The following is a 25,446-nucleotide window of genomic DNA, read 5'->3' as shown; positions in this document are numbered from 1 at the left end:
GTGAAGTGGGCGAAAGGAGGTGGTTGTCGTGTCCGACGGAAGTCATCGAGCTGTGCTGTCCCTCGTTCACCCGGCGATCGCCTCCGCGACTGCGCGGTAGCGACGCCACCACCCGCCGAAAGGTGTGGTCGTCATGTCGACTCTGGAAATGCTGCTTCGTCTCGGCGCCGGCATCGGTCTCGGTGCGCTGATCGGGATCGAGCGGCAATATCGCGCCCGGATGGCCGGGCTGCGGACCAACGCGCTCGTCGCCGCGGGATCCGCCCTCTTCGTCCTGCTGTCCGCCAACGGTTTCCACGGCGCCGACGCCGACCCGACCCGGGTGGCGGCGCAGATCGTCTCCGGCATCGGGTTTCTCGGCGCCGGGGTGATCCTGCGCGACGGTGTCAATATCCGCGGGCTGAACACCGCGGCCACGCTGTGGTGCGCGGCGGCGGTGGGCGCGCTCGCCGGTGCGGGCATGTACGCCACCGCGGCGGCGGGCACGGTCGCCGTCGTCGTCACCAATGTCGCGCTGCGGGCGGCGGGGCGCGCGGTGGATCGGCAGCCGGAGCCCGAGACGGCGGGTGACCGTTCCGGGTGAATTCTGTTGCCCTGCACCCCGCTCCGCGAGTCCGTAGCCTGGAATCGTGATTACGCTGAAGAAGGAAGACGGCGCGGCCGACCTCGCCGGCATCACCAAGATGAGCGTGGGGGTGAGCTGGGACCCGTCGGCCGGATCCAGCGGCGGCCTGCTCGGCATCGCCCGGCGCAAGCGCGGCGTCGACCTGGATCTGATCGCCATCCTGCTGCAGGGCGGGGAACCCGTCCGGTTCGCCGGGCTGGATTCGCTGAATCCACTGGGCAACGGCGCGGTGGTGCACACCGGTGACGAGCAGACCGGCGCCGCCACGGGCGACGACGAGACCGTGCACGTCACCTTCGCCGAGGTCCCGCCCGGCATCGACGCGATCGTGTTCGTCGCCGCCGCCTTCAAGAAGGGCTCCTCGTTCGAGAAGGCGAACAACGTCTCGTTCAAGATCTACGACGCCACCGGCGCCGACAGCCAGCCGGTCGCCGACATCTGGCCCTCGCTGCTCGGCCAGGAGAACGCCAACGCGATCGCCAGGGCGTTCCGCAACGGCCCGGTCTGGCAGCTGGAAGTGCTCGACCGCAAGGGCAAGATCAAGCAGGGCGACCGCCAGGCCCTGCTGCGCTTCGCGATCCAGTAGTCAGTCGCCGAGCTCGGCCAGCCACGCCGTCGGCGACCGGCCGATCCGCTGGGTGAAGACCCGCGACAGGGCCGAGCTGTTGGCGTAACCGAGCTCGGCGGCAACGGCTTTCACCGAATGCCCGGCCTGCAGCCGCAGCTGGGCGAGCGCGAGTCGCCACGCGGTCAGATAGTCCAGCGGGGTCTGGCCGAGGACGGCCCGGAACCGGGCCGCGTAGGCGCTGCGCGACATCGCCGCGTGCCGGGCCATGCTCGCGAGCGTCCAGTCGTCGCCCGGCGCCTCGTGCAGGGCGAGCAGCGTCGGGGCGAGCTGCGGGTCGGCGATGCCGGCGAGCAGGCCGGGCGGCATCGCGACGTCGCCGGGGTGATCGAGCAGCCAGCGCAGCAGTTGCAGGAGCACCACTTCGAAGAGGCGATCCGCGAGCACCCGGTGCCCGCACCGATGCCGATCGATCTCACCGAACAGCAGTTCCAGCGCCTGATCGAGCCCCTCGACCCGCGCGAGGGGGACGACGATCACCGGCGGCAGCGCCCTGGCGAGCGGATGCTCCGCGCCGCCGTCGAAGTCCACGGTGGCACAGGCGAAATCGGTGTCGCCGCAGGCGTCGGTATGGAAGACGTGCGCCAGCGGCCGCGGATAGAACACGACGCTCGGCTCGGCCACCTCCAGCCGGTGCGTCGCGCCGAGCGGATCGCGGTGCTCGACGGTCATCCGCCCGGCGCGGATCAGATGCAGGAACCCCCGCCCCCGCTCGGCACCGAATCGCGTGACGCCGCACAGCGGTCCGGTGTGCAGCACGTGCGCCCGCACCCGGAACTGTTCGAGCAGTGGGGACAGCCGATCAACCGAAGACATCCCCCAAAGTTAGACGATTCGGTAAGCATCACGGACTTTTAGTACCTTTTCGGCCGATTTCGACGACGAAGCTGGAGGCATGCCCAGGCATCCGCCGGAGCCGATCGGTCCCGGTGGCAACCCCCGCACCACGGAGGAATCACCATGTCGCACGTCTCGCTCATCGCCCGGACCGACACCACGGGCGGCACTCGCGAGCTGCTCGATCAGATCGACGGCGCCTTCGGCACCACCCCGGCCATGTTCCGGGCGGTGGCGAATTCGCCCGCGGCACTGCGCAGTATGTGGGGATCGTTCACCGCGCTCGGCGCGGGCACCTTCGGCCCGGCCCTGACCGAGCTGATCGCGGTGGCCGTGGCCAATCGCAACAGTTGCGAATACTGCCTGGCCGCGCACACCGGCCTCGGCCGCAAGGCCGGGCTGTCCGCCGACGCGCTGTCCGCGGCACAGGTCGGCGCCGCCGACGACCCCAAGACGGCCGCGCTGCTCGGGCTCGCGCTGGAGCTGGTCGAGCAGCGCGGACACGTCGACGACGAGCACGTCGAGCGGGCGCGCGCGCTCGGCTGGACCGACGCCGAGCTCGTCGAACTCATCGCGCACGTGGCGCTGAACCTGTTCACCAACTACGTGAACGTGGCGCTGCGCGTGCCGGTCGACTTCCCGGTGGTCGCCCTGCGGTAGCCCACCCGCGATCCGCCGGGCCGGCGACCCGCCCGGCGGATCGGAGTGACTTTGCGAAGTTTGGTCAAGGGCACTCGATTTCCGTGTTCCCTGAATAGTTGCTGAGTTACCGTTTCCCGCATGGACGACATCGAGTTGGATTTGCCGAGCGTCGCTTCTGCCCATAACGCCGGACGAATTCTGGAAATCGGCGCGGTCGGTCTGCGCAACCCACTGCCCGTCGACGGCGAGCGGACACACGCCTACGTGTCCTGCGTCGACGGCACCACCCTGCGCCTGCCGGATTCGCTGCAGAACTGGGCGATGCAGACCCTCGCGGCGAACTACGACCTACGCTCCACCGGCCTACCCTCGCTGTTCCCGTGCCGCTTCGAATTCGGCATCCGCGACGGCGCCGCCTACGCGATCCCGGTCACCGAGCGGCGCGCCAAGCGCACCCCGCAGCCCACCGCCTGACCTCCCTCGGCGCTCTATCGTCGACGGTATGCCCGCGGCACTCACCTATCACCCGGCGGGGGCGACCCGCCCCGCCGAGGAATCCTGGACGGCGGAACTCCCCGGGTTCCGCCGGTTCGAGACCTCGGTGGTGATCGGCCACGGCGACCACGTCTGGACCGCCGCGACCGACACGATCCTGCGCTGGGGCATCAAGCGCCGCAGCGGGTTTCGCGTGGCACCCAACACCCCGGTGGTGACCGACGCCGACTACCGGATCACCGCGGGCTTCGGCCCGATCGTCGTGCACGAGCCGGTGCGGGTGGTGGCGGTCGTCGACACCGGCGACCGGTGCGGCTTCGCCTACGGCACCCTGCCCGGCCACCCGGTCACCGGCGAGGAGGCGTTCGTGGTGCATCGGCGCCCCGACGGTGCCGTTGTCCTCACCCTGCGCTCGCTGACCAGGCCCGCGCGGGTGGGCTACTGGCGCGCGGCGTTCCCGATCCTGCTGCTGGCCCAGCGTGTCTACCGTCGCCGGTACCTGCGCGCGCTGGTGCGCTGAGCACCGCTCAGGCGATCGGCGGCAGATGCACCACCTGACCGGCGTAGGCCAGGCCGGCGCCGAAGCCGAGCAGCAGCGCGGTGTCGCCCGGCTTCGCGCCGCCGGAGCGCAGCAGCTGTTCCATCGCCATCGGGATCGAGGCGGCGCTGGTGTTGCCGGTCTCGATGATGTCGCGCGCGACGGCCACCGACTCGGGCAGCCCGAGGGTGCGCACCAGCGCGTCGGTGATGCGGATATTGGCCTGGTGCGGGACGAACGTGTCGAGGTCGGCCGCCGCGACACCGGCCTGATCGAGCGCGGCCCGGCACGCCTTCTCCAGGAACGTCACGGCCCAGCGGAACACCTCGGTCCCGTTCATCCGGATGTACGGGCGCACCGACGTGCCGCCGTTCGCCTCCGCCTCCGCGACCTCGGCGAAGTACTCGAGGAAGTCCTTGTCCTGCTTGATCGCCGAGGTCCGGCTGCCGTCCGAACCCCACGCGACCGGGCCGATCCCCTCCTGCTCGGCCGCGCCGACGACCACCGCGCCCGCGCCGTCGGCGAAGATGAAAGCGCAGCTGCGGTCGGCGGTGTCGAGCAGATCCGACAGCCGCTCCACGCCGATCACCAGGACCTTGCGGGCCTGACCGGAACGGACCAGGTTCGCGGCGTCGCCCAGGGCGTAGCAGAAGCCCGCGCACCCGGCGGAGATGTCGTAGGCGGCGGTGTCGTCCATGCCGAGTTCGGTGGCGACGACCGCGCCCGCCGACGGGCCGAGCACCATCTGCGAGGAGGTCGCGAGCACGACGACATCGATCTCCGCGGCCGCGACGCCGGCCGCCGTCAGCGCGTCGCGGGCGGCCGCGACGCTCATCCCGACGATGGTCTCGTCGGGCTCGGCCCAGTGCCGGGCGGCGATCCCCGAGCGGGTCTTGATCCACTCGTCGGAGGAGTCGATGGCCTCGACGATCTCGGCGTTGGGCACAACCCGGCGCGGGCGATACACGCCGAGGCCGAGAATTCCCGTATGGGTGACCGGAACTGCGGTGGCGATGGGGGTGGGCATGGCATCCTCTCCATATGAACCGATCGGTTCACGTGGAATAGGTCTAACATGGACCGATCGGTTCAATCAAGGGTTGGGAGGAGATCGGATGGCAGCCGGACCACGCGCCCGACTGATCGAACACACCATCAGCACCGTCCAGCAGCACGGCGTCCACGCGGCCGCGCTGAGTGAACTGCTCAAGCGCAGCAACACCTCACGCAACTCGCTGTATCAGCACTTCCCTTCGGGCAAGGGCGAATTGGTGCAGACCGCGGGCCGGATCGTCTCGCGCCTGGTCTACTCGCACGTGAGCACCATGGCCGACGCGTTGCAGACGGCGCCGTCGGTACAGCAGTGGCTCACCGACCTGCTCGCCTTCTGGCGCATCCCGCTGGAGAAGTCCGATTACAGCGCCGGCTCGTTCATGATGGCCGCCGCGCTGGACGAACTCGACCCGGCCGTCCAGTCCATCGCGGGCCAGGCCTTCGCCGAGTGGACCGCGCGCCTGGCCGACGGCATCGTCGCGACCGGCATCGAACGCGCCACCGCCGTCTCACTGGCCGGGTTCCTGCTCACCACCATCGAGGGCACCATCGTGCACAGCCGCGCGCTCAAGTCCCCGCACCCGTTCGATCAGGCCGTCACCCAGCTCACCATCCTGCTCAACCTGCACCTGTCCCAGCGCTAGAGGTGGGCGCGCAGCGTCTCGACGATGGTGCGGCGGGCGGCGGCGCCCTCGGGGGTGGGGGTCAGCGGATAGACGTGGACCAGGCCGTCGGCCTCGTGATAGTCGACCTCGACGCCCGCCGCGCGCGCCTTGTCCACCATGAGCCGGGTGTCGGGATTGAGGATGTCCTCGGTGCCGCTGAAGACGGTGAGCGGGCCGAGACCGGCGTAGTCGCCGAACAGCGGGCTGACCATGGGGTGCTTCATCGGCAGGTCACCGCGCCACAGTTCGGTGAAGACCAGGCCACCGTCCCGGCCGAGCCACGGATCGCGCGGCAGCAGGTCGGTGATCCGCGGGTTCTCCAGGCTGAGATCGAGGGCGGGTGAGATCAGGACGATGCGCGGAACGGGGGCGGCCGCGAGGTCACGCAGATGCAGGGCGGTCGACAGGGCGATCTGACCGCCCGCCGAATCACCGGCGACGAAGGTGGAGCCGTAGCGCGCGCGACTGTCGACGATGATCTCGGCGAAGCGGGGAATCACCTCGGCGGCGGTGCCGGACGGGATCAGCGGATAGATCGGCACGGTGACGGTGAGCTCCAGCTGGGCGGCCAGCCGCGCCGCCAGCTGCCAATGCTGGTTGACGATCTCGCCCACCCAGCCACCACCGTGCGCGTACACGAGCCCACCACGCGAGATCCCCGAGGCCGGGGTCAGGGTGTACACCGGCCAGCCACGGTCGTGCGCCACCGACACCTCGACGCCACGCAGCCGTTTCGGCGGCAGGTAGGACGCCGGGTCGGCGCTGCGACGGCGCACATGTTCGCGGGCGGCCGCCGCGCTCACGTAGTTCCGGTTGCGCCGGGTGATCCGCAGGAACGTGGGAACGACGATCCGGCTCATCACACTGGGCACCGGCAACCTCCTGGTCAATCGTCCGAACCGAGGATAGGCCATGGGCCCGGATCGCGGGTCAGACCTGGCCGAGCCGATGCTCGGTGACCTCGCCGCGCAGGCTGGTCCCGTTGAGATCCAGGTACAGCACGCCCTCGGTGACCGACAAGCTCAGGGTGTTGCGGCGATCGATCAGCGGCACGGCCTCGTCGATGAAGGCGCGGTCGATGCCGTAGAGCGGGATGTCCTCGGCGCGGTGGATCTTCTTGCCCGCGTACTGCGCCAGCACCTTCGCCGGATCGCGATGGGTGTAGACCGCCGCGCGACCGGCCAGCTTGCTGCCGCGATGCACGCGGTCGGCGTCCGGCGCGCCGACCTCGATCCAGGCGGTGACCCGGCCGGTGAGGTCGCGGATCTGCACGGCGGGTTCGTCGGTGGCCGAGATGCCGCCCTCGCTGAAGACGATGCCCTCCTCGTACTGCAGGCAGTAGGCGAGGATGCGGGTGAGCATGTACTCGAGGGTCTCAGAGGGATGACGGGCGACCCGCAGCTCGAGGTCCTCGTAGACGCCGCGGTCGACGTCGGCGAGCTGGACGGCGAAATGATGCAGGGTTGCGCTGAGTGCCATAGGAGTTCCGAGACTACCGCTTGCGCTCGCCCGCCCCGACGGCCAGCATCTCCGCATGCGAATCACCCATGTTTCAGCAATAGCCGCCACGTTCCTCGCCCTGGGCGCGGGAACCGCTGCGGCAGTACCGAATCCGGCCGACACCCCGCGCCAGGCCATCGCCCGCGCCTACATCGACGCGCTGGTCTCGCACGACGCGAGCGCGGTGCCGTTCACCCCCGACGCCACCCGGGTCGAGGTCGGCTTCCAGACCGGGTACTCGGGCCCGCAGCTGAGCGCGGATCTCGAGAACGGACCGCAGTATCGGGTGATCCAGGGCGTGCGTGAGCTCACCATGTCCGAGTCCGGCGACACCGTCACCACCCGCTACCTGCTCGACACCGGCATCGCGGGCGTGCGGCTCACCACCGTCGAGATCGTCGAGACCTTCGTCATCCCCGACGACGCCATCCGCACCATCGAGGCCGACATCAGGCCGGTCGGCTACTGATCGGCGGCCTCGAGCAGGGCCCGCGGTGCGGCCAGCCGCCACGAGTCGGTGACGATCGCCGTCAGTTCCGCGCGATCGTCGAGGGCGGCCAGCCGGACCCGGACCCACGGATTGCCCGACTCGTGCGCGGCGATCCAGAACTTTTCCGGTTCCGCGACGACCAGTTCGTCGCGGTCCACGATCGGGCAGCGCACCGCCATCGAGGTCTCGTCCTCGGGCAGGGTCAGGAACAGCTTGCCCGCGACCTTGAAAATCGGCATGCCCCAGGCGAACTGCTCCACCGTCTCCGGTAGCGCGGCGACGATCGCCCGGACGTCCTCCCCAGTGGCCTTCATGACCGTCATCCTGCCAGCAGGCCCCGACAGCTCGCCGGGCTCACCGCTCGGCCAGCAGCGCCTTCCACCGCGCCCCGACCGGCCGGGCGACCGGAACGGCCCAGGCCGGGAGCGTCGCCCGGCGGCAGAACGCGACCGGTTCCACGGTGCCGGACACCCCGAACCAGGCGGTGGACGCGGGCCGGTCCAGCAGCGTGATGACCGCGACCGACACCACCACGGCGGGCAGCGTGAGCAGGCCGAACAGCGCCACCCCGGCGATCAGCGCCGCCCCGTACCAGCCCAGCGCGTGCACGTATCGGCTGCGGTTGGCGAATTCGCTGGTGAGCACCGCGAGCAGCACCGTGCCGATCGCGGCGGCGTAGGCGAAACCCTCGTAGCGCAGCAGCAGGGCATCGGCGGGCAGCAGTTCCGTTGCCGGAATGGTGACCAGCGCGAGGCCGGTGCAGTAGACGGCCTGCCACACCGCCAGTTGCTGGGCCCGCCGGACCTCGCGCGGACGCCCGTCGGGCGCGTCCAGCGAGAGGGCGACGGAATCGAGAATCCCGAGTCCGAACATCGAGCGACCTTTCCCGCGTGCCGCCACGGCCGACGGCCGGGGGCAACTGGAACACGTTCCAGGTCACATGGTGCGACGCGGCACGGTTCCGCGCGGCCGATTCGCCGAAATCAGCGCGCGACGGCCACCTTCGCGCGGGCCCGCGCGGCGGTCAGCCTGCGGCCGATGATGCCGTGCCGCGGCGCGAACAGGTAGACCAGCGAGAAGGCCACGCCCTGGGTGACCACCACCATGCCGCCCGCGGCGGTGTCGAGGTGGTAGCTGAGGTAGAGGCCGGTCACCGCGCACACCACCGACACCGTCGGCGCGATGATCAGCATCCGGGCGAACCGGTCGGTCAGCAGGTACGCGGTCGCGCCCGGGATGATCAGCATGGCCACCACCAGCACCACGCCGACGGCTTGCAGCGCCACCACCGAGGTCAGCGCGAGCAGCGCCAGCAGCGCGGTGCCGAGGATCCGGGGGTTCAGCCCGATGGCGTGCGCGTGGGTGGCGTCGAAGGCGTAGAGGGTGAAGTCGCGGCGCTTGAGCACCAGCGCGGTCAGCACGATCGCGGCCAGGATCATGATCTGGATCATCTCGCCGCGGCTCACCCCGAGCAGATTGCCGAACACGATGTGGTTCAGGTCGGTCTGGCTCGGTGTCACCGATACCAGCACCAGGCCGAAGGCGAACAGCGTCGTGAAGACGATGCCGATCGCCGCGTCCTCCTTCACCCGGCTGGTGTCGCGGACGACGCCGATCAGCGCGACCGCGAGGAAACCGAAGATCACCGCGCCGACCGCGAACGGCCAGCCGACGATGTAGGCCAGCACCACACCGGGCAGCACCGCGTGCGAGACGGCGTCACCCATCAGCGACCAGCCGATCAGCACCAGCCAGCACGACAGCACCGCGCACACCACCGCCGCGGTGACGGTGGTCGCGAGCGCGCGCACCATGAACTCGTAGCGCAGCGGGTCGAGAAAGAATTCTTCGAGGCTCATCGGTTCTTCCTCACGCGTCCACGTCGAGCCCGAAGGCCTTGGCCAGGTTCTCCGGTCGCAACACCACATCGGGGTCGCCGTGCTCGAGCACCCGGCGGTTGAGCAGCACCGCCTCGTCGGCCAGTGCCGGGAGGGCGTGCAGGTCGTGGGTGGAGACCAGGATCGTCGCGCCGTCGGCGGCGAGTTCGCGCAGCAGCGCGGTGATGGTGGCCTCCGAGCGCTTGTCGACGCCGGCGAACGGCTCGTCGAGCAGCAGGATCGTCGCCTCCTGAGCGATGCCGCGGGCCACGAAGGCCCGCTTCTTCTGGCCGCCGGAGAGCTGACCGATCTGACGGTCGGCCAGCTCGGTCAGCTCGACGCGGGCCAGTGCCTCGGCGACGGCGGCGCGATCGGCCCTGCTCGCCCGGCGGGTGAAGCCCATCTTCCCGTAGCGGCCGGTCATCACGACATCGCGCACCGACAGCGGGAAGGTCCAGTCCACGTCCTCGGACTGCGGCACGTAGCCGAGGCTGCCGGCCTTGCGGGCCGCGACGGGCGCGCTGCCGTTGATCAGCACCCGGCCGCGGTCGGGGGTGACCAGGCCCATGATCGTCCTGAACAGCGTCGACTTGCCCGAGCCGTTCATGCCGATCAGGCCGCAGACCCGGCCGGATTTCAGGGTCAGTTCGACATTGTCGAGGGCGAGCACGTCACCGTAGTGAACGGTGACGTCCTGGATCTCGACGACGGGCGCGGTGGTCATTTCGGGGCTCCGGCGAGTGCGGTGGCGATGGTGTTCGCGTCGTGACGGATCAGCTGGAGGTAGGTCGGCACCGGGCCGTCGGCCTCCGAGAGCGAGTCGACGTAGAGCGTGCCACCGTAGCGCGCGCCGGAAGCCTCGACCACCCGTTGCATCGGCGCGTCGGAGACGGTCGACTCGCAGAACACGGCGGGCACGCCGCGCTGGCGCACGAAATCGATGGCCGAGCCGATCTGCTGCGGGGTCGCCTGCTGTTCGGCGTTGACCGGCCAGATGTACTTCTCGGTGAGACCGGTGTCGCGGGCCAGGTAGGAGAACGCGCCCTCGCAGGTCACCAGGGCCCGCTGCCCGGCGGGCAGGGTGTTCACGGCGGCGACCAGGTCGTTGTGGACGGCGGCGAGCTGGGCCTTGTAGGCGGCGCCGTTGGCGCGGTACTCCTCGGCGTGGCCGGGGTCGAGGTCGGCGAAGGCGCGGACCATGTTGTCGACGTAGATCTGCGCGTTCACCGGCGACATCCACGCGTGCGGATTCGGCTTGCCGCGATAGGCGTCCTCGCTGATGTCCATCGGGGTCACGCCCTCGCTGACCACCGCGTGCGGCACCGTCAGATCGGCGACGAACTGGGCGAACCAGGCTTCCAGGTTGAGCCCGTTGTCGAGGATCAGATCGGCCTTGGCCGCCTTCTTGATGTCGCCGGGTGTCGGCTCGTAGCCGTGGATCTCGGCGCCGACCTTGGTGATCGACTCGACCCGCAGATGCTCGCCTGCGACATTGCGCGCCATGTCGGCGAGCACGGTGAAGGTGGTGAGGACCACCTTCTTCCCGTCGTCGGAGGCGGTGGCTCCACCGCACGCGGTCAGCGCGAACGCCATGACACTCAGCACACACGCCGCGACAACTCGACGCCGCGACGAACCCGGCGCGCGGTGAAACCCAACCTTCATTCCAGAATTATATTGTTCGGGTTACCGAACTTTCAAGTTCAACGTCTAGAACAGACGCCGTGACGGTTCAGGATGCCCAGGGCGGAACGAAAGTCGAGCCATCGGGCAGTTCCGCGGAGAAGCCGACGCGCACCGTCACGAGCAGCACCGCAGGCTCGGCGGCCGCGTTGGTGAGGCCGATCATCGACCCGGCGGGCGCGACGGCGGCATCGCCCGGCCGCAGCGGCGCCGATTCGCCATCGATGGTGATCTCGACCTCGCCCGCGAGCAGGTAGAAGGCCTCCTCCCCCAGGATGCGGTGCGGCACCCCCACCGAATCGGGCGCGACCTCGGTCTGCCAGACGCAGAGTTCGGCACTGCCGGTGCCGGGGCGGATGAGCGAGGTGAAGCGGGCGTTGTGGATCTCGTGGACCTGAGCGTCTTCGGAACGGGTGACCGGCATGGGCGCCTCTTTCAGATAGTCAAGCAACTTGCCTATATGGTCAAGTAGATTGACCATCATGTCAAGTGCCAGAATGACGGCCGTGCACCGGAACCCGCCGCCCGCCACCGATCTCCCCCTGTTGCTGCTGGCGGCGGCGAGCGAGGTGAGCGCGGCGATCCAGGACGGGGTCACCGCCGCGGGCTTCACCGACATCCGCCCGGCACACGGCTTCGCGTTCGTCCGGATGGCACCCGACGGCGCGACCGTCGGCGAGATCGCCGAGCACCTGGGCGTCACCAAGCAGGCGGCGAGCCAGCTGGTCGACGAGCTGGTCACCAAGGGTTACGCCGACCGCAATCCGCATCCGCGGGACGCGCGCGCCCGCCTGATCACCCTCACCGATCGCGGCTGGGCCTGCACCAGGGCGGCCGACGCGGCCGCCGCCGCCTTCGCCGCGCACTGGGTCGACACCCTCGGTCCGGCGATGTTCGCGCAGACCAGAAATGCCATCGCCAGGATGGTCACGCCCGGCCGGGTCCGCCCGTCGTGGTGATCATGACGAAGCGATGACGAGTAGCCGTTAATCCGAAGAACAGGATTTTCAAAAGAACCCGCGTACTGTCGCGTCGCGCGGCATACTCGGCAGCGAGCGGTGACGCGCCACCGCGGCATCCGGACCATCGGACCGGACGCGCCTCGTCACGTCAGTCACCGTTTCCCACCCTCCCGACAGGATCGTCATGTCAACCCTTGCCACCGTCGCCACGGTCGACACCATCACCCGCCACAAGTACGAGCGGCTGCAGTACACCGGCTCGGCGGGTGTCATCGACTCGCTCGAGGACCCGCGCCTGGTCGGCCGCTGGCACACCGAGTTCCCCGGCTGGCACGGCGAGCACTGGGCGTTCGAGGCGGGCACCGCCAGCCCGGGCCGGCTGCGCCCGATCAATGTCGCGGTGCGCCAGAGCTGATCAGGCCGCGCCCTCGGCCGCCGTCCGGTCGACGATGCGCGGGAACGGGCTCGCCGCCTCCAGCTGGTAGGCCAGGTCGAGCAGCGATCGCTCGTCGCCCCGCCGGGCGGCGAGCTGGATCGAACCGGGCAGCCCGTGCGGGAGCAGCCCGTGCGGCAGCGACACCGCGGGCCCGCCGCCGACATTGTTGAGCGGTGTGAAGCCCACGTAGTCGACCAGTTTCGTGAACAGCTCGTCGAAGGGCTGGCCCGGCGCCAGCTCGCCGATCCGCGGCGCCGGATGCGACAGCACCGGGGTGAGCAGCACGTCGACGTCGGTGAAATGCCGGTCGTAGGTGGCGGTTCCGGACCGCAGCCGCCAGGTGGACGCGGCGACACCGAGCGGATTGCGCTTGGCCAGCGCGATCAAGCCGCTGGTGAACGGATCGAGCTTGCCCGCGTCGAAGTGGTCGCGGTGCCCGAACCGGAACGACAGCGTCATCGCGGCGGCCATCATCGCCCAGTACCGCTTGAAGTCCTCGACGAACCGCGGCTCCACGTCGAGCCGCGTCTCGACGACCTCGTGGCCGAGGCCGGCCAGGATCGCCGCCGCCGAGGCGAGCACCGCGGCATTGTCGGGGTGCACCGGGCGGCCGAGCACATCCTCGCTGATCAGCCCGATCCGCAGCCGCCTGGCGCTCGGCCCCTCGACCAGGCCGATCGGCGCCAGCTTCGGATTCGCGCCGAACCGTTCGACGGCGGCCAGATAGTGCGCGGTATCGCGCACCGAGCGGGTCACCACGCCCTCGGCGACCAGGTGCACCGGCAGTTGCCGGGCGCCCGGCTGGTCGAGCAACCGGTTGCGGGTGGGCTTCAGGCCGACCAGGCCGTTGGCCGCGGCCGGGATCCGGATCGAGCCGCCACCGTCGTTGGCGTGCGCGATCGGCACGACGCCCGCCGCGACCAGTGCCGCCGAACCGCCCGAGGACGCGCCGGCGGAGTACTCGATGTTCCACGGATTGCGGGTCGGCGCCCGGCCGGTGAACTCGGTGCTGGCGGTGAGCCCGAACTCCGGCAGCGTCGACTTGCCGATGACGACCACGCCCGAATGCAGGAACTGCGCGCCGGGCCCGCTGGTCGCGGTGGCCGCGCGCGGCGTGAACGCGGCCGACCCGTGGCAGCTGGGCAGCCCGGCGATATCGGTGTTGTCCTTGACGAAGGCGGGCACGCCGGCGAACACGCCCGCGGTCTCCGGCGCCGACGCGGCCCGCTCGAAGCAGGCCACCTGCACCGCGTCCAGGCTCGGGTCCACCCGCCGGGTCCGCGCGATCGCGGCCTCGAGCACCTCCGCCCGGCCGACCTCCCCCGCCCGCAACGCCGCGGCGACCCCGACGGCATCCAGCGTGCCGAGGGCATCATCGGTGAATCCATGGACGGTAGTGCTCATAGCCGCAGCGTAATGCGATCCGGTGGCCATTTGCGGCGGTAACGAATTTCCTCGAGAAACCCTTAGAGTCCCGTGACCAGCGGGCCACGGGACCCCCGCCTACTTGGCGGGTGGGGTGAACGGCTGGTTGATCGTGGTGAAGTACTGGATCGCGGCGCCGAGGGCGACGGGTGCGGTCACGAAGATCTGTCCCGCCACGGTGCCCAGGGCTCCGATGGCCAGTACACCGCCGATGCAGCCGACGGCGGCGGCGGGCAGGAACGGGCCGAAGAGCCCGACGATGGTGGCCGAGGCGACGGTGGCGCCGATGATGCCGCCGAGGACGCAGCCGACGGCCGCGCCGCCGAGTCCGCCGACGAGGGTGCCGATGGAGGCGCCCAGGGAGATGGTGCTGGTCATGCGCGACCAGGCGGCTTGTTCGCGGTCGTATTCGGTTTTCCAGGGTGCCTTGTCCTCGAAGGGCAGGGCGACCGGCTTGTAGACGGCTTTGTCCATGCTCAGCTGGGGGGTGAGGGTGGCGGTGCGGCCGGTGATCTCGGCGGCGATCGGGAACTCGAAATCGTCGACCGCGAAGGTCAGCGGTGTCGCGGCCACGACGGTGCCCGCCAGGTCGCGCACCTGCAGCGCGCCATTCTCGACCACCAGGCCGCCCTGCTCGACCTCGATGATCGACGCGGTCTCGGTGGCGTGGGCGGTGAACGCGACCGGCCGCTCCGGCGCCTGGGCCTGCGCGGTGCCGGTGGCCACCGTCAGGGCGGCCAGCGAAAGCACGGCGGGCACAACGAATTTCCTCATCAACATGCGGTTTTCCTCATCATTTCCGGTCGAGCGAGCGCTCGACTGTCGCAATCCTAACGATAATGGTTATCATTAGCACCTTGCTGGAGGCTGGGAGGCTACATGGGACATCTGCTGATGGTGGAGAGTTGGGTCGGCTCGATGAGCACCCTGCTCCCGGCGGGAATCCGGGATTCCGGACACAGATTCAGCTTCCTGACCAGGGATCTCGCGCACTATCTCCGGCCGGGTGCACCGTCGCCGCACCCCCTGCTGGCCGCGGACAACGTGTTCACCGCCGAGACCAACGACGAGGCCACGCTGCTGCCGTACGTGCGAAAACTGCACGAGGTCTTCGGTTTCGACGGCGTGCTCACCTCCTGCGACTACTACCTGCCGACGGTCGCCGCGATCGCCGCCGAGCTCGGCCTGCCGGGCGCTGGCCGCGCCGCCGTGGCCGACGCGTGCGACAAGGACCGGACCAGGCAGATCTGCCGGGCCGCCGGCGTCGCGGGACCCGACTTCGCGGTCGCCCAGGAGTGGAACGAGATCATCGGCGCGGCAGCCGGTCTCGGCTATCCGCTGGTGGTGAAGCCCGTCGATCTGTGCGGTGGGATGTTCGTGCGCCGGGTCGAGGACGAGACCGAACTGCGGGCGGCGGTGGACCGGATCGCCGATTTCCCGGTGAACGCGCGCGGACAGCGCCGCTCACCGCGGGTGCTGCTCGAAGAGTGCGTGGACGGACCGGAATTCAGTGTCGAGACGGTGACCGTCGGTGGCCGCACCACGGTGATCGGGGTGACCGACAAGCAGCTCACCGGCGCGCCCGCGTTCATCGAATCGGGGCACATGTTCCCCGCCGCGCTGCCCGCGGCCGAGACGGCGGCCGTGGTCGAGCTCGCGGTGGCGGCCGTCGCCGCGCTGGGTCTGGACGCGACCGTCGCGCACACCGAGATCAGGCTCGGCGCGCGGGGCCCGCGGCTGATCGAGGTCAACCCGCGCCCGGCGGGCAACCGGATCACCGAACTCGTCCGGCGCGTCACCGGAATCGACTTGGCGGCAACGTATGCCGAGGTGGCCGCGGGTGGGACCCCGGATCTGACACCGCGTCCGAGCGACGTGGCCAGCGCGGCGGTCGCGTTCGCGGTGCCCACCGGGACCGGCGAGCTCGACGGCATCGACGGCGCGGCGCACTGGGCCGACGACCCCCGAATCGTGGAGTACACCCTGGCGGCGCCGGGGACGCGGGTGCGACCCGCGACCGACAACAACAGCTACCTCGGTCATGTCATGGTCACCGACACGGAGCCCGGTGGCGCGGGCGCACTGGCCCGGACGCTGATCGGGGACCTGCGCTTCGCGCTCGCCACACCGGGCGGTGCGGCATGACCGTCGCCGCCTGTCCCACCTCGGTCGCCGAACTCACCGAGTGGGCGCGCACCGGGCTGCTCGGGCCCGACGCCGCGTCCCTGCACGCCTCGACCGCGTTCCGCACCACCTACGGCACCCGTCATCCGGGCCGGACCCGCGGCTACCGCAACGAGGTACTGAGCATCCGGCTCGGCGCGGCGGTCGGCTCGTGCGGGCTCGAACCCGGCACGGCCACTGACGAACTCGTCGACGACTGCGTCGCGGCTCCGATCGCCGAGCTGCTCGCGCATCCGCGCGCCGAGGTCAGGATCGCCGCGCTGGACGCCTATCTGATGCACGCGCGGCCGCATCCGCACGCGGCGGGCGCGCCGGGCCGACCGGTGCGCATCGACGGGCCGACGTCGCTGACGAAATCCCGGCACCGGGCGGCCGCCGTGGTCGATCTGCTGCCCGCCGGGGTCGGCCAGGTCCTGGTCGTCGGGGTGGTCGGCTCGCTGCTCGCCGAACTGCGGGCGCGGGCGATCGGGTATCTGCCGTGTGATCTCGCGGGCGGCGTCACCGAGTGGGACGAGCCCGTGTACGAGTCCGTCGCGGCGGCTCCGACGAGCTACGACGCGCTGCTGGTCACCGGAATGACCCTGGGCAACGGCAGTTTCGACACGCTGCGGGCCGTCGCCGTCTAGCGAGAGCTGCCGCTGGTGATGTTCGCGCAGACCGGGAGCGCGGTGCTGCCGTGGTTCCTCGGCGCGGGCCTGCACGCCGTCTCGGCCGAGCCCTATCCGTTCTTCTCCCTCGACGGCGGACCCAGCACCGTCGTCACCTATCGAGAGCGCTCATGACGACACCGCAGCCCGCCCTGCTCCAGCTGATCGGCGGCACGCCCGCCGTGCCCGTCCCCACCGAAAACAGCTGGTACACCGCGAAACTCGAAGCCGCGAGCGTCGCGGGCATGAAGGCCCGCGCGGCCGTGTCGATGCTGCGGGGCGCCGCGGCGCGCGGCGAGCTCGCGCCAGGGGCGACCATCATCGAGTCCACCAGCGGCACCCTCGGCCTCGGCTTGGCGCTGGCGGGCAAGGCGCTCGGGCATCCGGTCCTGCTCGTGGTCGACGACGAGCTGGAACCCGAACTGCGCTCGCTGTTCTCGGCATACCGGATCGGGCTCGACGTCGTCCGTACGCCGCACCCGACCGGCGGCTGGCAGCGGGCCCGGCTGGACCGGCTCGCCGAACTGCTCGCCGCGACACCGGGCGCCTACTGGCCCGACCAGTACGACAACCCCGACAACGCCGACGGCTATCAGGCCATGGGCGCGGAGATCCTCGACCAGGTCGACGCCGTCGACGTGCTCGTCGCCTCGATCGGCTCGGGCGGGCACTGCGCCGGACTCACCCGCGTGCTGCGCACCCGATGGCCCCACCTGCGGGTGATCGGGGTGGACGCGGTCGGCTCCCGCATCTTCGGCCAGCCCGACCGCCGCAGGCTCATGCGTGGTCTCGGCAGCAGCATCCTGCCCCGCAATGTGGCCTACGCCGACTTCGACGAGGTGCACTGGGTGGGAGCACGCGAGGCCGTCGCGTCGTGCCGGGGGCTCGCGGCGTCGACCGGGATCGCGGGCGGCTGGAGCACGGGCGCCGCCGCGCTGGTCGCGGGCTGGGCCGCCGAGCGCGCGCCGGCGGCCCGGGTGCTCACCGTGTTTCCCGACGGGCCACACCGCTACCTGCGCACCATCTACGACGACGACTGGTGCCGGGCGAACGATCTGCTCGGCGAGTCCGCGCACGCGCCGGCCGAGCTCGCGTCGCCCACCGGGTCCGAGGTCACCGGCTGGGGCCGCTGCGCGGTCGTGCGCGATCCGGCCGCGGAGGTGATGCGTGTCGCCGACAGCGCTCCCGGGACAACGGATGTCGGGGCGGGGGCCGCCGGATGAGCGGGCTCGCCACGTTCCGCGCGATGCCGGGCGCGGTGCGGCTGCTGCTGGTGAACCACCTCGTCGGGCATATCGGCTTCTACCTGCTCGTGCCGTTCCTGGCGGACTATCTCCTCGACGACCTCGCCCTCTCGGCCGCCGTCGTCGGTGTGGTGCTCGGGGTCCGCAACCTGAGTCAGCAGGGTCTGTTCCTGGTCGGCGGTTCGGCGGCGGATCGGCTCGGCGCGCGTGGCGTGATCATGACCGGGCTCGCCATCCGGGCGCTCGGCTTCGCCCTGTTCGCCGTCGGCGGGTCGCTGCCGGTGGTGCTGGCCGCGTCGGTGCTCACGGGTTTCGCTGGCGCGCTGTTCAATCCGGCGGTCCGCGCCTTCATCGCCCGCGACAGCGGTGCCCGCTCCGCGCAGGCGTTCGCGCTGTTCAACGTGTTCGGCAACGCGGGCTCCGCGATCGGTCCGGTGCTGGGCACCGTGTTGATCGCGGCGGGTTTCCGGCTGTCCGCGCTGGTCGCGGCGTCGATCTTCGCGGTGCTCGCGGTGGTGCAGTGGCTGCTGCTGCCCGCCCGTCCGGTGCCGAAGCACAACGGCGGGGTCGGGGCCGACTTCGCGACGGTGTTCACCGATCGGCGCTTCTGGGCGTTCACCCTCGCCCTGATGCCGATGTTCGCGTTGCAGAGCCAGATCTATTTCGTGTTCACCCTGCAGGCGCAGGACAGTGCGGGGCCGGGGCACGGTCCCGCCGCGGTGGCCGCGCTGTTCGTCGTGGAGACGATCGCGGTGGTGGCGTTGCAGGTGCGGGTCACCACGGTGCTGGCGCGCCGACCGCACCGTGGGCCCGCGATGGCGCTCGGGATGGCGGTCATGGGGCTGTCGTTCCTGGTGCCGCCCGCCGTCGCGGGGCTCGTCGCGGCGGCCGGAGATGGCGTGACGGGCACGGTGATCCGGGTCGCGCCCTTGGTGGCGGCCGCCGTGCTGCTCGCCCTCGGGGTGACGGCGGTGCAGCCGTTCGTGAACGAGGCGATCGGTCGATTCGCCGGGAATCGGCTCACCGGAACCTATTTCGGCGCGTTCTATCTGGCGTCCGGGGTCTTCACGGTCGTGGGCACCTCGGTCACCGGCGCCGTCCTCGACCGGTCGGGCGGGTCGCTGACCTGGCCGCCCGCCGTGCTCTGCGCCGCCGCCGGACTGCTGTCGGCGCTCGCCGTGCTGCGGCTGCACCGGCGCCGCGTGCTGCCCGGTCCCGGCGAGCCGACGGCGGAACCCGCTGTCGACGACACCGCGGCGAAAGACGGTGCCGCCGATGTCCGCTGACCTCACCGCCACCGGGATCGGCGTCGGGCGCGCCTACGGCAGCTGCGGGGAACTCCTGCAGGGTGTCACCGCGCGGAATCGGCACTTCCTGGTCACCCTGCCCATCCGGCGCGGGTCCGTGGCCGTCTTCGAACCGGGCGGCGACGACATCACCGTGGTGCCGGAACGGAAATCGAAGGCACGCGGGCTGGCCCGCGCGATGGTCGCCCGATCCCGCGTGCTGCGCGGCGGCCGGCTGACGCTGCACAGCGAGCTGCCCGAGGGCAAGGGACTGGCCAGCTCCACCGCCGATCTCGTCGCCACCGCCCGCGCGATCGCCGACGCCGAGGGCCGCACCGTGCCCGTCGACGAACTCGAGGCCGACCTGCGCGCCATCGAACCCTCCGACGGCGTCATGTACCCGGGCACCGTCGCCTACTTCCATCGCGAGGTCAGGCTGCTCGCCCGGCTCGGCACCCTGCCGCCGTTGACCATCGTCACCGGCGACGAGGGCGGCGCGGTCGACACCGTCGAATTCAACCGTGCCGGACCGTGTTTCGGCTCGGCCGCGAAGCACGAGTACGACCGGCTGCTGAGCGAGCTCGGCGTCGCGGTCGCGCGCGGCGACCTCGCCGGGATCGGGGCCGTCGCCACCCGCAGCGCGGTGCTCAGCGCGAGCCTGCGGGACCGGCCGCACCTGGACGCGACGATCGACGCGGCGCGCGCGATCGGCGCGCTCGGCGTCGTCGTCGCGCACAGCGGGACCACCACGGGCATCCTGCTGGCCGACCATGATCCCCGCCTGCGCGTGCAGGTCCTCGCCGCGCGGCGGATCTGCGACAGCTTCGCCTGCTCGGTCACGGTGCACCACTCGTGGCGGCCCACGGCCGACACGCCCCGCGACCGCGTCCATCCCTCGCCCCACCCCCGAGCAGAGAGCACTCCGCGATGATCACCGTCGACCAGATCCGCTTCACCTACGACGGCCGAACGACGCTCGACGGCATCACCTTCCAGGTCGAGCAGGGCAGCACGATCGGGCTGATCGGCCCCAACGGGTCCGGCAAGTCCACCCTGCTGCGGCTGATGTATCGCGCGCTGCGCCCGGCGGGCGGGACCGTCGTGATCGATACGACGCCGGTCGAACAGCTGCGCGGGCGGGCGCTCGCGAGCAGGCTCGCCGTGGTCGCCCAGGAAGCACCGCCGGATACGCCGGTCACCGTGGCCGAGACGGTGTTGCTCGGCCGCTCGCCGTGGGTCGGTGCGTTCCAAGGGTATTCGCGGGCCGACCGGATCGCCGCCGCGGCCGCGCTCGAGCAGGTCGGGGCGCGCACGCTGGCCGACCGCCGGTTCGCGACGCTGTCCGGCGGCGAACGTCAGCGCGTCCTGATCGCCAGGGCGCTGGCCCAGCAGGCCGATCACCTGCTGCTCGACGAACCGACCAACCATCTCGACATCCGGTACCAGCACGAACTGCTCGGCCTGGTCCGCGGTCTCACCGCGACCACCACCATCGTCGTGCTGCACGAGCTGAACCTGGCCGCCCGCTACTGCGACCGGCTCGTCCTGCTCGACGGCGGCCGGGTCGCCGCCGCGGGCACCGTGCCCGACGTCCTGACCCCGGAGGTCCTCGAGCCGGTCTACGGCATCCCGGTCCGCCGGACCACCGCGTTCGGCGCGGTCCAACTCCTCTTCGGCCCGCTCGACGAACCGGCGACCACCGCAGCCGACACACCGACCGGCGAACCGGCGACCACCCCACCCGACGAGTCGACCGCCACCCCAACCGACAGGCCGACCGCCGAACCGCCCGACACACCGACCACCGATCCGGCAACCACCCCAGCCGACAGGTCGACCGCCACCCCAGCCGACGAATCGACCACCACCCCAACCGACATACCGACCAACGAACCGACCGCCACCCCAGCTGACAGGTCGACCGCCACCCCAGCCGACGGTCGCGCAGCCGTTCCGGCCGACAGATCGGCGCAGGTACAAGGACCCGGCGCCGACCACTCCGACCACGAGGTACCCAGGGCCGACACACCGTCGCCCGTGACCCGAGAGGCGGCCGCGCGATGACCGCGACACTCACCGCGGCCCCGGCCGTCGACGATCTCGACCACGCCCGGCACCGGGGCCGCGCGCTCCTGTTGGGCGCGGGACTCGGCGTCGCGCTGGTGGCGACCCTGCTGGTGGCCGCGGGGCTGGGGCCGGTGGCGGTGCCGCCGGGCACGGTCGCGCGAATCATCGGCCACCACACCATCGGGTACCCGGTGACCGCCGACTGGACCGCCGCGCAGGACTCCATCGTCTGGCTGGTGCGGGTACCCCGGGTGCTGCTCGGCGCGCTCGTCGGGGCCGCGCTGGCGATCACCGGCGCGGTGTTGCAGACCGTGGTGCGCAATGTGCTGGCCGATCCGCACATCCTGGGTGTCACCTCCGGCGCGTCGACCGGGGCCGCGGTGTACCTGCTGTTCGGGATCACCGCGGCGACCACGGCGACGGCCTTGGCGGCGAGCGCGTTCGCCGGCGCGCTGGCGGCCACCGCGCTGCTGTTCCTCCTCGCGCGGATCAACGGGCAGCTCACCTCGCTGCGGCTGCTGCTCGGCGGCGTCACCATCGGCTACATCTTCTCCGCGGCGACCAGCTTCCTGATCTTCGCCTCCGACCGGCCCGAAGGCGCGCGGACCGTGCTGTTCTGGCTGCTCGGCTCGCTCGCGCCCGCCGCGTGGTCGTCGGTGGCCACCACGGTGGCCGTCGTCGCGGCCGCCACCGTGGCGGTGCTGCTGCTGGCGCCACGCCTGGACGCGCTGGCCGCGGGCGACGACACCGCGCGCACGCTCGGCGTCGCGCCGAACCGGATCCGGTTGTCGGCGTTGCTGATCGTCGCGCTGGCCGTGGGCGCGGTGGTGGCCGTGGCGGGGGCCATCGGCTTCGTCGGGTTGATCGTGCCGCACGTCGCCCGGCTCTGCGCGGGGGCGGCCCACCGGCAGCTGCTGGTGGTCAGCGGTCTGCTGGGGGCGTTGTTCCTGGTCGTCGCGGATGTGGCCGCGCGGACGGTGTTCGCGCCGCGCGAGCTGCCCATCGGCATCGTCACCGCTGCCGTCGGCGCGCCGCTGCTGCTCGTGCTCATCCGCCGCCTCCAGGCGCCCTCCGCTTCCTGAATTCTTCGCTCCACGAAAGGAAACCCGATCACCGTGTTCTCAGGTGTCCGTCCGTCGCACCGTGCGACGCTACCCGTGCTCGCCCTGCTCACCAGTGCCGTCGTCGCCGGTTGCGGTACACCCGCACCGGCCACCACCCCGGCCGCCGACGGCTTCCCGATGACGATCTCCAGCTGCGGCCGCGACGTCACCTTCGCCGCGCCACCGCAGCGCGTCGTCACCGTCGGGTCCATCGCCGCGCCACTGATCGCCGCGGCGGGCGCGGCCGACCGCATCGTCACCCGTACCTTCGAAGCCGCCGCCTTCCCCGGCGAATACGGCGAGCGGCTGCGGGGCATCGAGATCACCGCGCCCACCGCGGAACTCGCGCGCGAGGAGATCATCAGCCGCTCCCCCGACCTGGTGGTGAGCGTCGAGGGCCTCTCGGTGACCCCCGACGACCTCGCCCAGGTGAACATCCCGCTGATCGTGACCCGCGGCTACTGCCGCGACGCGGCGGGCACTTTCGAGGACGTGTTCGCCGATATCGCGCTCTACGGCAAGCTCTTCGGCACCGCGAGCGCCGCCGACGCCGAGGTCGCCGCGCTCCAACACCGCGTCGACGCCGTCACCCAGCGGCATCCGGCGGCCGCCACCCGCACCCCCGCCGCCGCGCTGATCATCTCCCGCGACGGCGCCCAGCTGAAGGCCTACGGCGCCAAGAGCACCGTCGATGCCCAGATGAAGATCCTCGGCCTGGAGAACATCTACGGCGGCATCGACAAGCGCAACTTCGAAGCCAATACCGAGACCCTGATCGCCCGCGATCCGGCGGTGATCATCCTGCTCACCCAGGGCGACCAGACGCCCGACGCGGTCCGCACCGCACTGCGCCAGCGCCCCGAACTCGCCGGACTGCGCGCGATCCGGGAGAACCGGATCATCGTGGCGCCCTTCGGGTACACCGGGCCGGGACCGGTCGCGGTCGAGGGGCTGGAAGTGCTCGACCGGGAACTGGCGGCGGTCCGATGACCAGCGCGACCACCACCGGCTACCTCGTCCGGCCCGCCGGGCCCGCCGATCTGGCGGGCGCGCGCAGTGTCATGCTGGACACCTTCTATCGCGTGTTCGGCATCGGCTACCTGCCCGAATACCACCAGGACGTCATCGATCCGGAGACCGCGTACCTGCGCGATCCCCGCCATCGGCTCTGGGTCGCCGAACACGACGGCGCGATCGTCGCGACGACGGCGATCCGGGCGCAGGGACCGGCACACCCACCGCATCCGGCCGAGCTGGCCCTGGCCTATCCCGACGCGACCACCGCGCAGCTGTTCCGGGTCTACGTCCGGCCCGAACACCACCGGCGCGGCCTGGCCACCCGGCTGGTCGAGGCGGCGGTCGAGCACGTGCGGGCCACACCGTCGTTCGAGCGGCTGTACCTGCACACCGACGCGCGGACGCCCGGCGCGCTGGAGTTCTGGCTCACCTTCGGCCGAGTCGTGCACGACGCGCGGGGCCCGCACGACGGCTTCCAGACCGTGCACCTGGAAATCCCGCTGGACCGGGAACAGCCGCGCTGACAGGGGCAGCTGGCGCGGCGGCGGCGCACACGGCACTATCGAGGCCGTGGAACGATTTCGAATCGGACAAACCACCCGGTCTTGGGTCGTGGTGTCGTGACCGCGCTGGCTCCCGGCGAGAACCGCCCCGCGCCCAGTGACGAGCTGACCGTCACCGTGGCGAGCTCGGCCCCGGTCGACGTCTCGGCGCTGTTGCTCAACAGCGCGGGCGTCGTGCGTTCGGACGCCGATTTCGTCTTCTTCAATCAGCCGACCGGACCGGGCGTCGTCTACCGGCACGGCAACGGCGGACCGGACGTGGTGCAGGTGCGGACCTCCGCGCTGCCCGCCGACGTGGACAAGGTGGTGGTGACCGCGAGCCTGGACGGCCGCGGTCCCGCCACCTTCGCCGCCGTCGGCGAGCTGACCACCACGATCGGATCCGCCTCGGGCACACTGACTTTCCCGATCCCCCGGCTCACCACGGAGAGCGGTGTGGTGTGTGTCGAGATCTACCGGCGCGGTGACGCGTGGAAAGTCAGGGCGATCGGGCAGGGCTACGACGACGGGCTCGCCGGCATCGCCTCGGCGTTCGGCGTGAACCTCGACGACGAACCCGAGCCGCCCGCACCCGCCCCGCCGCCCGCTCCTCCCCAGAGCCCCCCACCCGCCTATCCACAGAGCGCGCCGCCCACCTACCCACCGAGCGCGCCGACCGTGGCCTTCCCACCCGGCCAGGCCGCACCCGTCCCACCGCCGTATCCGGGAACTCCCGCCCAGCAGTCTCCGTTCCCTTCCCAGCAAGGAGCCCCGCCCGTGCACAGCGACCTGTTCGACCCCTCGCACGCCGAGGTCAACGGCCTCGGGATCCAGAAGCAGGGCGGCAAGATGATCAAGGTCGGCCTCAACGGCGAGGTCATGGCCAGGGCCGGCTCGATGGTGGCCTACCAGGGCGACCTGCAGTTCCAGGCGCTCGGCTCCGGCGGCATCGGCCGCGCCATCCGCCAGCACCTCACCGGTGAGGGCGTGCCGCTGATGAAGGTGACCGGCCGCGGCGACCTGTTCGTCGCCAACAGCGCCGCCGACGTGCACATCATCGACCTCGACGGCTCCGACGGCCTCACCATCAACGGCGCCAATGTGCTCGCCTTCGACTCGACCCTGCGCTACGACATCGGCCGCGTCCAGGGCGCGGCCGGCTACGCGTCCAACGCGGGCCTGTTCAACTGCGTGTTCACCGGCCGGGGTCGCATCGCCATCACCACCCACGGCACGCCGGTCGTCCTCACCGTCGACCAGGCCACCTTCGCCGACCCGAACGCCGCGGTCGCGTGGTCGTCGAGCCTGCAGACCGGGATCAAGCGCAACGACTCGTTCGGCCTGGGCAGGCTGATGGGCCGCAGCACGGGTGAGGCGAGCACGCTGGCGTTCACCGGGCGCGGCTTCGTCATCGTGCAGCCGTCGGAACTGCCGCCGGGCGGCTTCGTCGGTGGTACCGGCGGTGGCCAGCAGGCGGGTCACTCGGGCGGTATCTTCGGCTGA

31 protein-coding genes and 1 pseudogene are annotated in these 25,446 nt (G+C 71.2%); 20 read left to right on the top strand and 12 right to left on the bottom strand.

Going from position 1 to position 25,446, the window contains the following annotated elements; all coding sequences use genetic code 11:
* Positions 1–133: 133 nt before the first annotated feature.
* Positions 134–553 (top strand): annotated as a pseudogene (locus AB0L91_RS28510) (MgtC/SapB family protein); the annotation flags it as partial.
* A 76-nt stretch (positions 554–629) separates the two neighbouring features.
* A complete protein-coding gene (locus AB0L91_RS28505) occupies positions 630–1,211 on the top strand; it encodes a TerD family protein (RefSeq protein ID WP_365015390.1) in 582 nt (193 codons plus the stop codon).
* Here the strand turns inward: AB0L91_RS28505 and AB0L91_RS28500 are convergent, their stop codons facing one another.
* Positions 1,212–2,066: an AraC family transcriptional regulator gene (locus tag AB0L91_RS28500; protein ID WP_365015389.1), complete on the bottom strand. Its 855-nt coding sequence runs from the start codon at positions 2,064–2,066 to the stop codon at positions 1,212–1,214.
* Between the two features lie 144 nt (positions 2,067–2,210).
* Here AB0L91_RS28500 and AB0L91_RS28495 point away from each other — a divergent pair, with 144 nt between their 5' ends.
* From AB0L91_RS28495 to AB0L91_RS28485, 3 genes are all read left to right on the top strand, one after another.
* Entirely contained in the window at positions 2,211–2,747 is a 537-nt protein-coding gene (locus AB0L91_RS28495; protein ID WP_365015388.1) for a carboxymuconolactone decarboxylase family protein, read from the top strand.
* A 120-nt stretch (positions 2,748–2,867) separates the two neighbouring features.
* The gene (locus AB0L91_RS28490; protein WP_355276665.1) at positions 2,868–3,203 is read left to right on the top strand and encodes a hypothetical protein; all 336 of its coding nucleotides are present in this window, start codon (positions 2,868–2,870) and stop codon (positions 3,201–3,203) included.
* A 28-nt stretch (positions 3,204–3,231) separates the two neighbouring features.
* Complete coding sequence (locus AB0L91_RS28485) at positions 3,232–3,744, top strand: DUF1990 domain-containing protein (protein ID WP_365015387.1); 513 nt, start codon at positions 3,232–3,234, stop codon at positions 3,742–3,744.
* Positions 3,745–3,751: 7 nt separating this feature from the next.
* On the opposite strand, the gene AB0L91_RS28480 is transcribed toward AB0L91_RS28485, so the two are convergent.
* Positions 3,752–4,789, bottom strand: coding sequence for a beta-ketoacyl-ACP synthase 3 (locus AB0L91_RS28480; protein WP_365015386.1), 1,038 nt, complete (start codon positions 4,787–4,789; stop codon positions 3,752–3,754).
* An 88-nt stretch (positions 4,790–4,877) separates the two neighbouring features.
* Between AB0L91_RS28480 and AB0L91_RS28475 the strand changes: the two genes are divergently transcribed.
* Positions 4,878–5,459 (top strand): TetR/AcrR family transcriptional regulator, encoded by a 582-nt coding sequence (locus tag AB0L91_RS28475; RefSeq protein WP_355276659.1) that lies wholly within the window; start codon positions 4,878–4,880, stop codon positions 5,457–5,459.
* Here the strand turns inward: AB0L91_RS28475 and AB0L91_RS28470 are convergent.
* Together AB0L91_RS28470 and AB0L91_RS28465 are read right to left on the bottom strand one after the other, a co-directional pair.
* On the bottom strand, positions 5,456–6,352 hold the full coding sequence (locus tag AB0L91_RS28470; RefSeq protein WP_365015385.1) for an alpha/beta hydrolase fold domain-containing protein: 897 nt from the start codon (positions 6,350–6,352) through the stop codon (positions 5,456–5,458). The two genes, AB0L91_RS28475 and AB0L91_RS28470, sit on opposite strands and share 4 nt — an antisense overlap.
* A 58-nt stretch (positions 6,353–6,410) precedes the next feature.
* Positions 6,411–6,959 carry a YaeQ family protein gene (locus tag AB0L91_RS28465; RefSeq protein ID WP_355276655.1) on the bottom strand — a complete coding sequence of 183 codons (549 nt, stop codon included), beginning with the start codon at positions 6,957–6,959 and terminating at the stop codon, positions 6,411–6,413.
* A gap of 55 nt (positions 6,960–7,014) precedes the next feature.
* Between AB0L91_RS28465 and AB0L91_RS28460 the strand changes: the two genes are divergently transcribed.
* Positions 7,015–7,449: a hypothetical protein gene (locus AB0L91_RS28460; RefSeq protein ID WP_365015383.1), complete on the top strand. Its 435-nt coding sequence runs from the start codon at positions 7,015–7,017 to the stop codon at positions 7,447–7,449.
* Here AB0L91_RS28460 and AB0L91_RS28455 read toward each other — a convergent pair.
* The 6 genes from AB0L91_RS28455 to AB0L91_RS28430 form a co-directional block, all read right to left on the bottom strand.
* Positions 7,443–7,784, bottom strand: coding sequence for an MmcQ/YjbR family DNA-binding protein (locus tag AB0L91_RS28455; RefSeq protein WP_365015381.1), 342 nt, complete (start codon positions 7,782–7,784; stop codon positions 7,443–7,445). The genes AB0L91_RS28460 and AB0L91_RS28455 overlap by 7 nt on opposite strands.
* Positions 7,785–7,824: 40 nt before the next feature.
* Positions 7,825–8,343, bottom strand: a complete 519-nt coding sequence (locus tag AB0L91_RS28450) for a hypothetical protein (protein WP_355276650.1) — start codon at positions 8,341–8,343, stop codon at positions 7,825–7,827.
* 110 nt (positions 8,344–8,453) lie between these two features.
* Positions 8,454–9,329 carry a metal ABC transporter permease gene (locus tag AB0L91_RS28445; RefSeq protein WP_365015380.1) on the bottom strand — a complete coding sequence of 292 codons (876 nt, stop codon included), beginning with the start codon at positions 9,327–9,329 and terminating at the stop codon, positions 8,454–8,456.
* 10 nt (positions 9,330–9,339) lie between these two features.
* Positions 9,340–10,071 (bottom strand): metal ABC transporter ATP-binding protein, encoded by a 732-nt coding sequence (locus AB0L91_RS28440; RefSeq protein ID WP_365015378.1) that lies wholly within the window; start codon positions 10,069–10,071, stop codon positions 9,340–9,342.
* Complete coding sequence (locus tag AB0L91_RS28435) at positions 10,068–11,012, bottom strand: metal ABC transporter substrate-binding protein (protein WP_365015376.1); 945 nt, start codon at positions 11,010–11,012, stop codon at positions 10,068–10,070. Before AB0L91_RS28435 ends, AB0L91_RS28440 begins: the two co-directional genes overlap by 4 nt.
* 67 nt (positions 11,013–11,079) lie before the next feature.
* Positions 11,080–11,514, bottom strand: a complete 435-nt coding sequence (locus tag AB0L91_RS28430; RefSeq protein ID WP_365015374.1) for a cupin domain-containing protein — start codon at positions 11,512–11,514, stop codon at positions 11,080–11,082.
* Between AB0L91_RS28430 and AB0L91_RS28425 the strand changes: the two genes are divergently transcribed.
* Entirely contained in the window at positions 11,513–11,989 is a 477-nt protein-coding gene (locus tag AB0L91_RS28425) for a MarR family transcriptional regulator (RefSeq protein ID WP_355276640.1), read from the top strand. The two genes, AB0L91_RS28430 and AB0L91_RS28425, sit on opposite strands and share 2 nt — an antisense overlap.
* Positions 11,990–12,176: 187 nt before the next feature.
* Positions 12,177–12,407 (top strand): hypothetical protein, encoded by a 231-nt coding sequence (locus AB0L91_RS28420; RefSeq protein WP_355276638.1) that lies wholly within the window; start codon positions 12,177–12,179, stop codon positions 12,405–12,407.
* Here the strand turns inward: AB0L91_RS28420 and AB0L91_RS28415 are convergent, their stop codons facing one another.
* Positions 12,408–13,832 carry an amidase gene (locus tag AB0L91_RS28415; RefSeq protein WP_365015372.1) on the bottom strand — a complete coding sequence of 475 codons (1,425 nt, stop codon included), beginning with the start codon at positions 13,830–13,832 and terminating at the stop codon, positions 12,408–12,410.
* Positions 13,833–13,931: 99 nt separating this feature from the next.
* Positions 13,932–14,627 carry a hypothetical protein gene (locus tag AB0L91_RS28410; protein WP_365015370.1) on the bottom strand — a complete coding sequence of 232 codons (696 nt, stop codon included), beginning with the start codon at positions 14,625–14,627 and terminating at the stop codon, positions 13,932–13,934.
* Positions 14,628–14,732: 105 nt separating this feature from the next.
* On the opposite strand from AB0L91_RS28410, the gene AB0L91_RS28405 reads away from it, so the two are divergent.
* From AB0L91_RS28405 to AB0L91_RS28355, 11 genes are all read left to right on the top strand, one after another.
* Positions 14,733–15,998: an ATP-grasp domain-containing protein gene (locus AB0L91_RS28405; protein WP_365015369.1), complete on the top strand. Its 1,266-nt coding sequence runs from the start codon at positions 14,733–14,735 to the stop codon at positions 15,996–15,998.
* On the top strand, positions 15,995–16,663 hold the full coding sequence (locus AB0L91_RS28400) for a hypothetical protein (RefSeq protein WP_365015367.1): 669 nt from the start codon (positions 15,995–15,997) through the stop codon (positions 16,661–16,663). Before AB0L91_RS28405 ends, AB0L91_RS28400 begins: the two co-directional genes overlap by 4 nt.
* Positions 16,664–16,678: 15 nt before the next feature.
* On the top strand, positions 16,679–16,819 hold the full coding sequence (locus AB0L91_RS28395) for a hypothetical protein (RefSeq protein ID WP_365015365.1): 141 nt from the start codon (positions 16,679–16,681) through the stop codon (positions 16,817–16,819).
* On the top strand, positions 16,816–17,907 hold the full coding sequence (locus AB0L91_RS28390; protein WP_365015363.1) for a pyridoxal-phosphate dependent enzyme: 1,092 nt from the start codon (positions 16,816–16,818) through the stop codon (positions 17,905–17,907). Before AB0L91_RS28395 ends, AB0L91_RS28390 begins: the two co-directional genes overlap by 4 nt.
* Complete coding sequence (locus AB0L91_RS28385; protein WP_365015361.1) at positions 17,904–19,214, top strand: MFS transporter; 1,311 nt, start codon at positions 17,904–17,906, stop codon at positions 19,212–19,214. The genes AB0L91_RS28390 and AB0L91_RS28385 overlap by 4 nt, the downstream gene beginning before the upstream one ends.
* Positions 19,204–20,145 carry a hypothetical protein gene (locus AB0L91_RS28380; RefSeq protein ID WP_365015359.1) on the top strand — a complete coding sequence of 314 codons (942 nt, stop codon included), beginning with the start codon at positions 19,204–19,206 and terminating at the stop codon, positions 20,143–20,145. Before AB0L91_RS28385 ends, AB0L91_RS28380 begins: the two co-directional genes overlap by 11 nt.
* Positions 20,142–21,278, top strand: coding sequence for an ATP-binding cassette domain-containing protein (locus AB0L91_RS28375; protein WP_365015358.1), 1,137 nt, complete (start codon positions 20,142–20,144; stop codon positions 21,276–21,278). Before AB0L91_RS28380 ends, AB0L91_RS28375 begins: the two co-directional genes overlap by 4 nt.
* Entirely contained in the window at positions 21,275–22,363 is a 1,089-nt protein-coding gene (locus AB0L91_RS28370; RefSeq protein ID WP_365015356.1) for an iron ABC transporter permease, read from the top strand. Before AB0L91_RS28375 ends, AB0L91_RS28370 begins: the two co-directional genes overlap by 4 nt.
* Before the next feature lie 33 nt (positions 22,364–22,396).
* Entirely contained in the window at positions 22,397–23,374 is a 978-nt protein-coding gene (locus AB0L91_RS28365; protein ID WP_365015354.1) for an ABC transporter substrate-binding protein, read from the top strand.
* Positions 23,371–23,925 (top strand): GNAT family N-acetyltransferase, encoded by a 555-nt coding sequence (locus tag AB0L91_RS28360; RefSeq protein ID WP_355276617.1) that lies wholly within the window; start codon positions 23,371–23,373, stop codon positions 23,923–23,925. Before AB0L91_RS28365 ends, AB0L91_RS28360 begins: the two co-directional genes overlap by 4 nt.
* Before the next feature lie 96 nt (positions 23,926–24,021).
* Positions 24,022–25,446 carry an AIM24 family protein gene (locus tag AB0L91_RS28355; protein WP_365015352.1) on the top strand — a complete coding sequence of 475 codons (1,425 nt, stop codon included), beginning with the start codon at positions 24,022–24,024 and terminating at the stop codon, positions 25,444–25,446.

Source organism: Nocardia sp. NPDC051833 (assembly GCF_040681225.1).
Taxonomy (GTDB): Bacteria; Actinomycetota; Actinomycetes; order Mycobacteriales; family Mycobacteriaceae; genus Nocardia.
Note: the sequence above shows the minus strand (reverse complement) of the source record. Positions and strands in the feature narration are given on the sequence as shown.

What these genes read in the sequence shown, in the direction of transcription:
- AB0L91_RS28500 (WP_365015389.1), bottom strand. Translation starts at nt 2,066, where the DNA reads ATGTCTTCGGTTGATCGGCTGTCCCCACTGCTCGAACAGTTCCGGGTG.
- AB0L91_RS28495 (WP_365015388.1), top strand. Translation starts at nt 2,211, where the DNA reads ATGTCGCACGTCTCGCTCATCGCCCGGACCGACACCACGGGCGGCACT.
- AB0L91_RS28490 (WP_355276665.1), top strand. Translation starts at nt 2,868, where the DNA reads ATGGACGACATCGAGTTGGATTTGCCGAGCGTCGCTTCTGCCCATAAC.
- AB0L91_RS28485 (WP_365015387.1), top strand. Translation starts at nt 3,232, where the DNA reads ATGCCCGCGGCACTCACCTATCACCCGGCGGGGGCGACCCGCCCCGCC.
- AB0L91_RS28480 (WP_365015386.1), bottom strand. Translation starts at nt 4,789, where the DNA reads ATGCCCACCCCCATCGCCACCGCAGTTCCGGTCACCCATACGGGAATT.
- AB0L91_RS28475 (WP_355276659.1), top strand. Translation starts at nt 4,878, where the DNA reads ATGGCAGCCGGACCACGCGCCCGACTGATCGAACACACCATCAGCACC.
- AB0L91_RS28465 (WP_355276655.1), bottom strand. Translation starts at nt 6,959, where the DNA reads ATGGCACTCAGCGCAACCCTGCATCATTTCGCCGTCCAGCTCGCCGAC.
- AB0L91_RS28460 (WP_365015383.1), top strand. Translation starts at nt 7,015, where the DNA reads ATGCGAATCACCCATGTTTCAGCAATAGCCGCCACGTTCCTCGCCCTG.
- AB0L91_RS28455 (WP_365015381.1), bottom strand. Translation starts at nt 7,784, where the DNA reads ATGAAGGCCACTGGGGAGGACGTCCGGGCGATCGTCGCCGCGCTACCG.
- AB0L91_RS28450 (WP_355276650.1), bottom strand. Translation starts at nt 8,343, where the DNA reads ATGTTCGGACTCGGGATTCTCGATTCCGTCGCCCTCTCGCTGGACGCG.
- AB0L91_RS28445 (WP_365015380.1), bottom strand. Translation starts at nt 9,329, where the DNA reads ATGAGCCTCGAAGAATTCTTTCTCGACCCGCTGCGCTACGAGTTCATG.
- AB0L91_RS28440 (WP_365015378.1), bottom strand. Translation starts at nt 10,071, where the DNA reads ATGACCACCGCGCCCGTCGTCGAGATCCAGGACGTCACCGTTCACTAC.
- AB0L91_RS28435 (WP_365015376.1), bottom strand. Translation starts at nt 11,012, where the DNA reads ATGAAGGTTGGGTTTCACCGCGCGCCGGGTTCGTCGCGGCGTCGAGTT.
- AB0L91_RS28425 (WP_355276640.1), top strand. Translation starts at nt 11,513, where the DNA reads ATGTCAAGTGCCAGAATGACGGCCGTGCACCGGAACCCGCCGCCCGCC.
- AB0L91_RS28430 (WP_365015374.1), bottom strand. Translation starts at nt 11,514, where the DNA reads ATGATGGTCAATCTACTTGACCATATAGGCAAGTTGCTTGACTATCTG.
- AB0L91_RS28420 (WP_355276638.1), top strand. Translation starts at nt 12,177, where the DNA reads ATGTCAACCCTTGCCACCGTCGCCACGGTCGACACCATCACCCGCCAC.
- AB0L91_RS28415 (WP_365015372.1), bottom strand. Translation starts at nt 13,832, where the DNA reads ATGAGCACTACCGTCCATGGATTCACCGATGATGCCCTCGGCACGCTG.
- AB0L91_RS28410 (WP_365015370.1), bottom strand. Translation starts at nt 14,627, where the DNA reads ATGAGGAAATTCGTTGTGCCCGCCGTGCTTTCGCTGGCCGCCCTGACG.
- AB0L91_RS28405 (WP_365015369.1), top strand. Translation starts at nt 14,733, where the DNA reads ATGGGACATCTGCTGATGGTGGAGAGTTGGGTCGGCTCGATGAGCACC.
- AB0L91_RS28400 (WP_365015367.1), top strand. Translation starts at nt 15,995, where the DNA reads ATGACCGTCGCCGCCTGTCCCACCTCGGTCGCCGAACTCACCGAGTGG.
- AB0L91_RS28390 (WP_365015363.1), top strand. Translation starts at nt 16,816, where the DNA reads ATGACGACACCGCAGCCCGCCCTGCTCCAGCTGATCGGCGGCACGCCC.
- AB0L91_RS28385 (WP_365015361.1), top strand. Translation starts at nt 17,904, where the DNA reads ATGAGCGGGCTCGCCACGTTCCGCGCGATGCCGGGCGCGGTGCGGCTG.
- AB0L91_RS28380 (WP_365015359.1), top strand. Translation starts at nt 19,204, where the DNA reads ATGTCCGCTGACCTCACCGCCACCGGGATCGGCGTCGGGCGCGCCTAC.
- AB0L91_RS28375 (WP_365015358.1), top strand. Translation starts at nt 20,142, where the DNA reads ATGATCACCGTCGACCAGATCCGCTTCACCTACGACGGCCGAACGACG.
- AB0L91_RS28370 (WP_365015356.1), top strand. Translation starts at nt 21,275, where the DNA reads ATGACCGCGACACTCACCGCGGCCCCGGCCGTCGACGATCTCGACCAC.
- AB0L91_RS28360 (WP_355276617.1), top strand. Translation starts at nt 23,371, where the DNA reads ATGACCAGCGCGACCACCACCGGCTACCTCGTCCGGCCCGCCGGGCCC.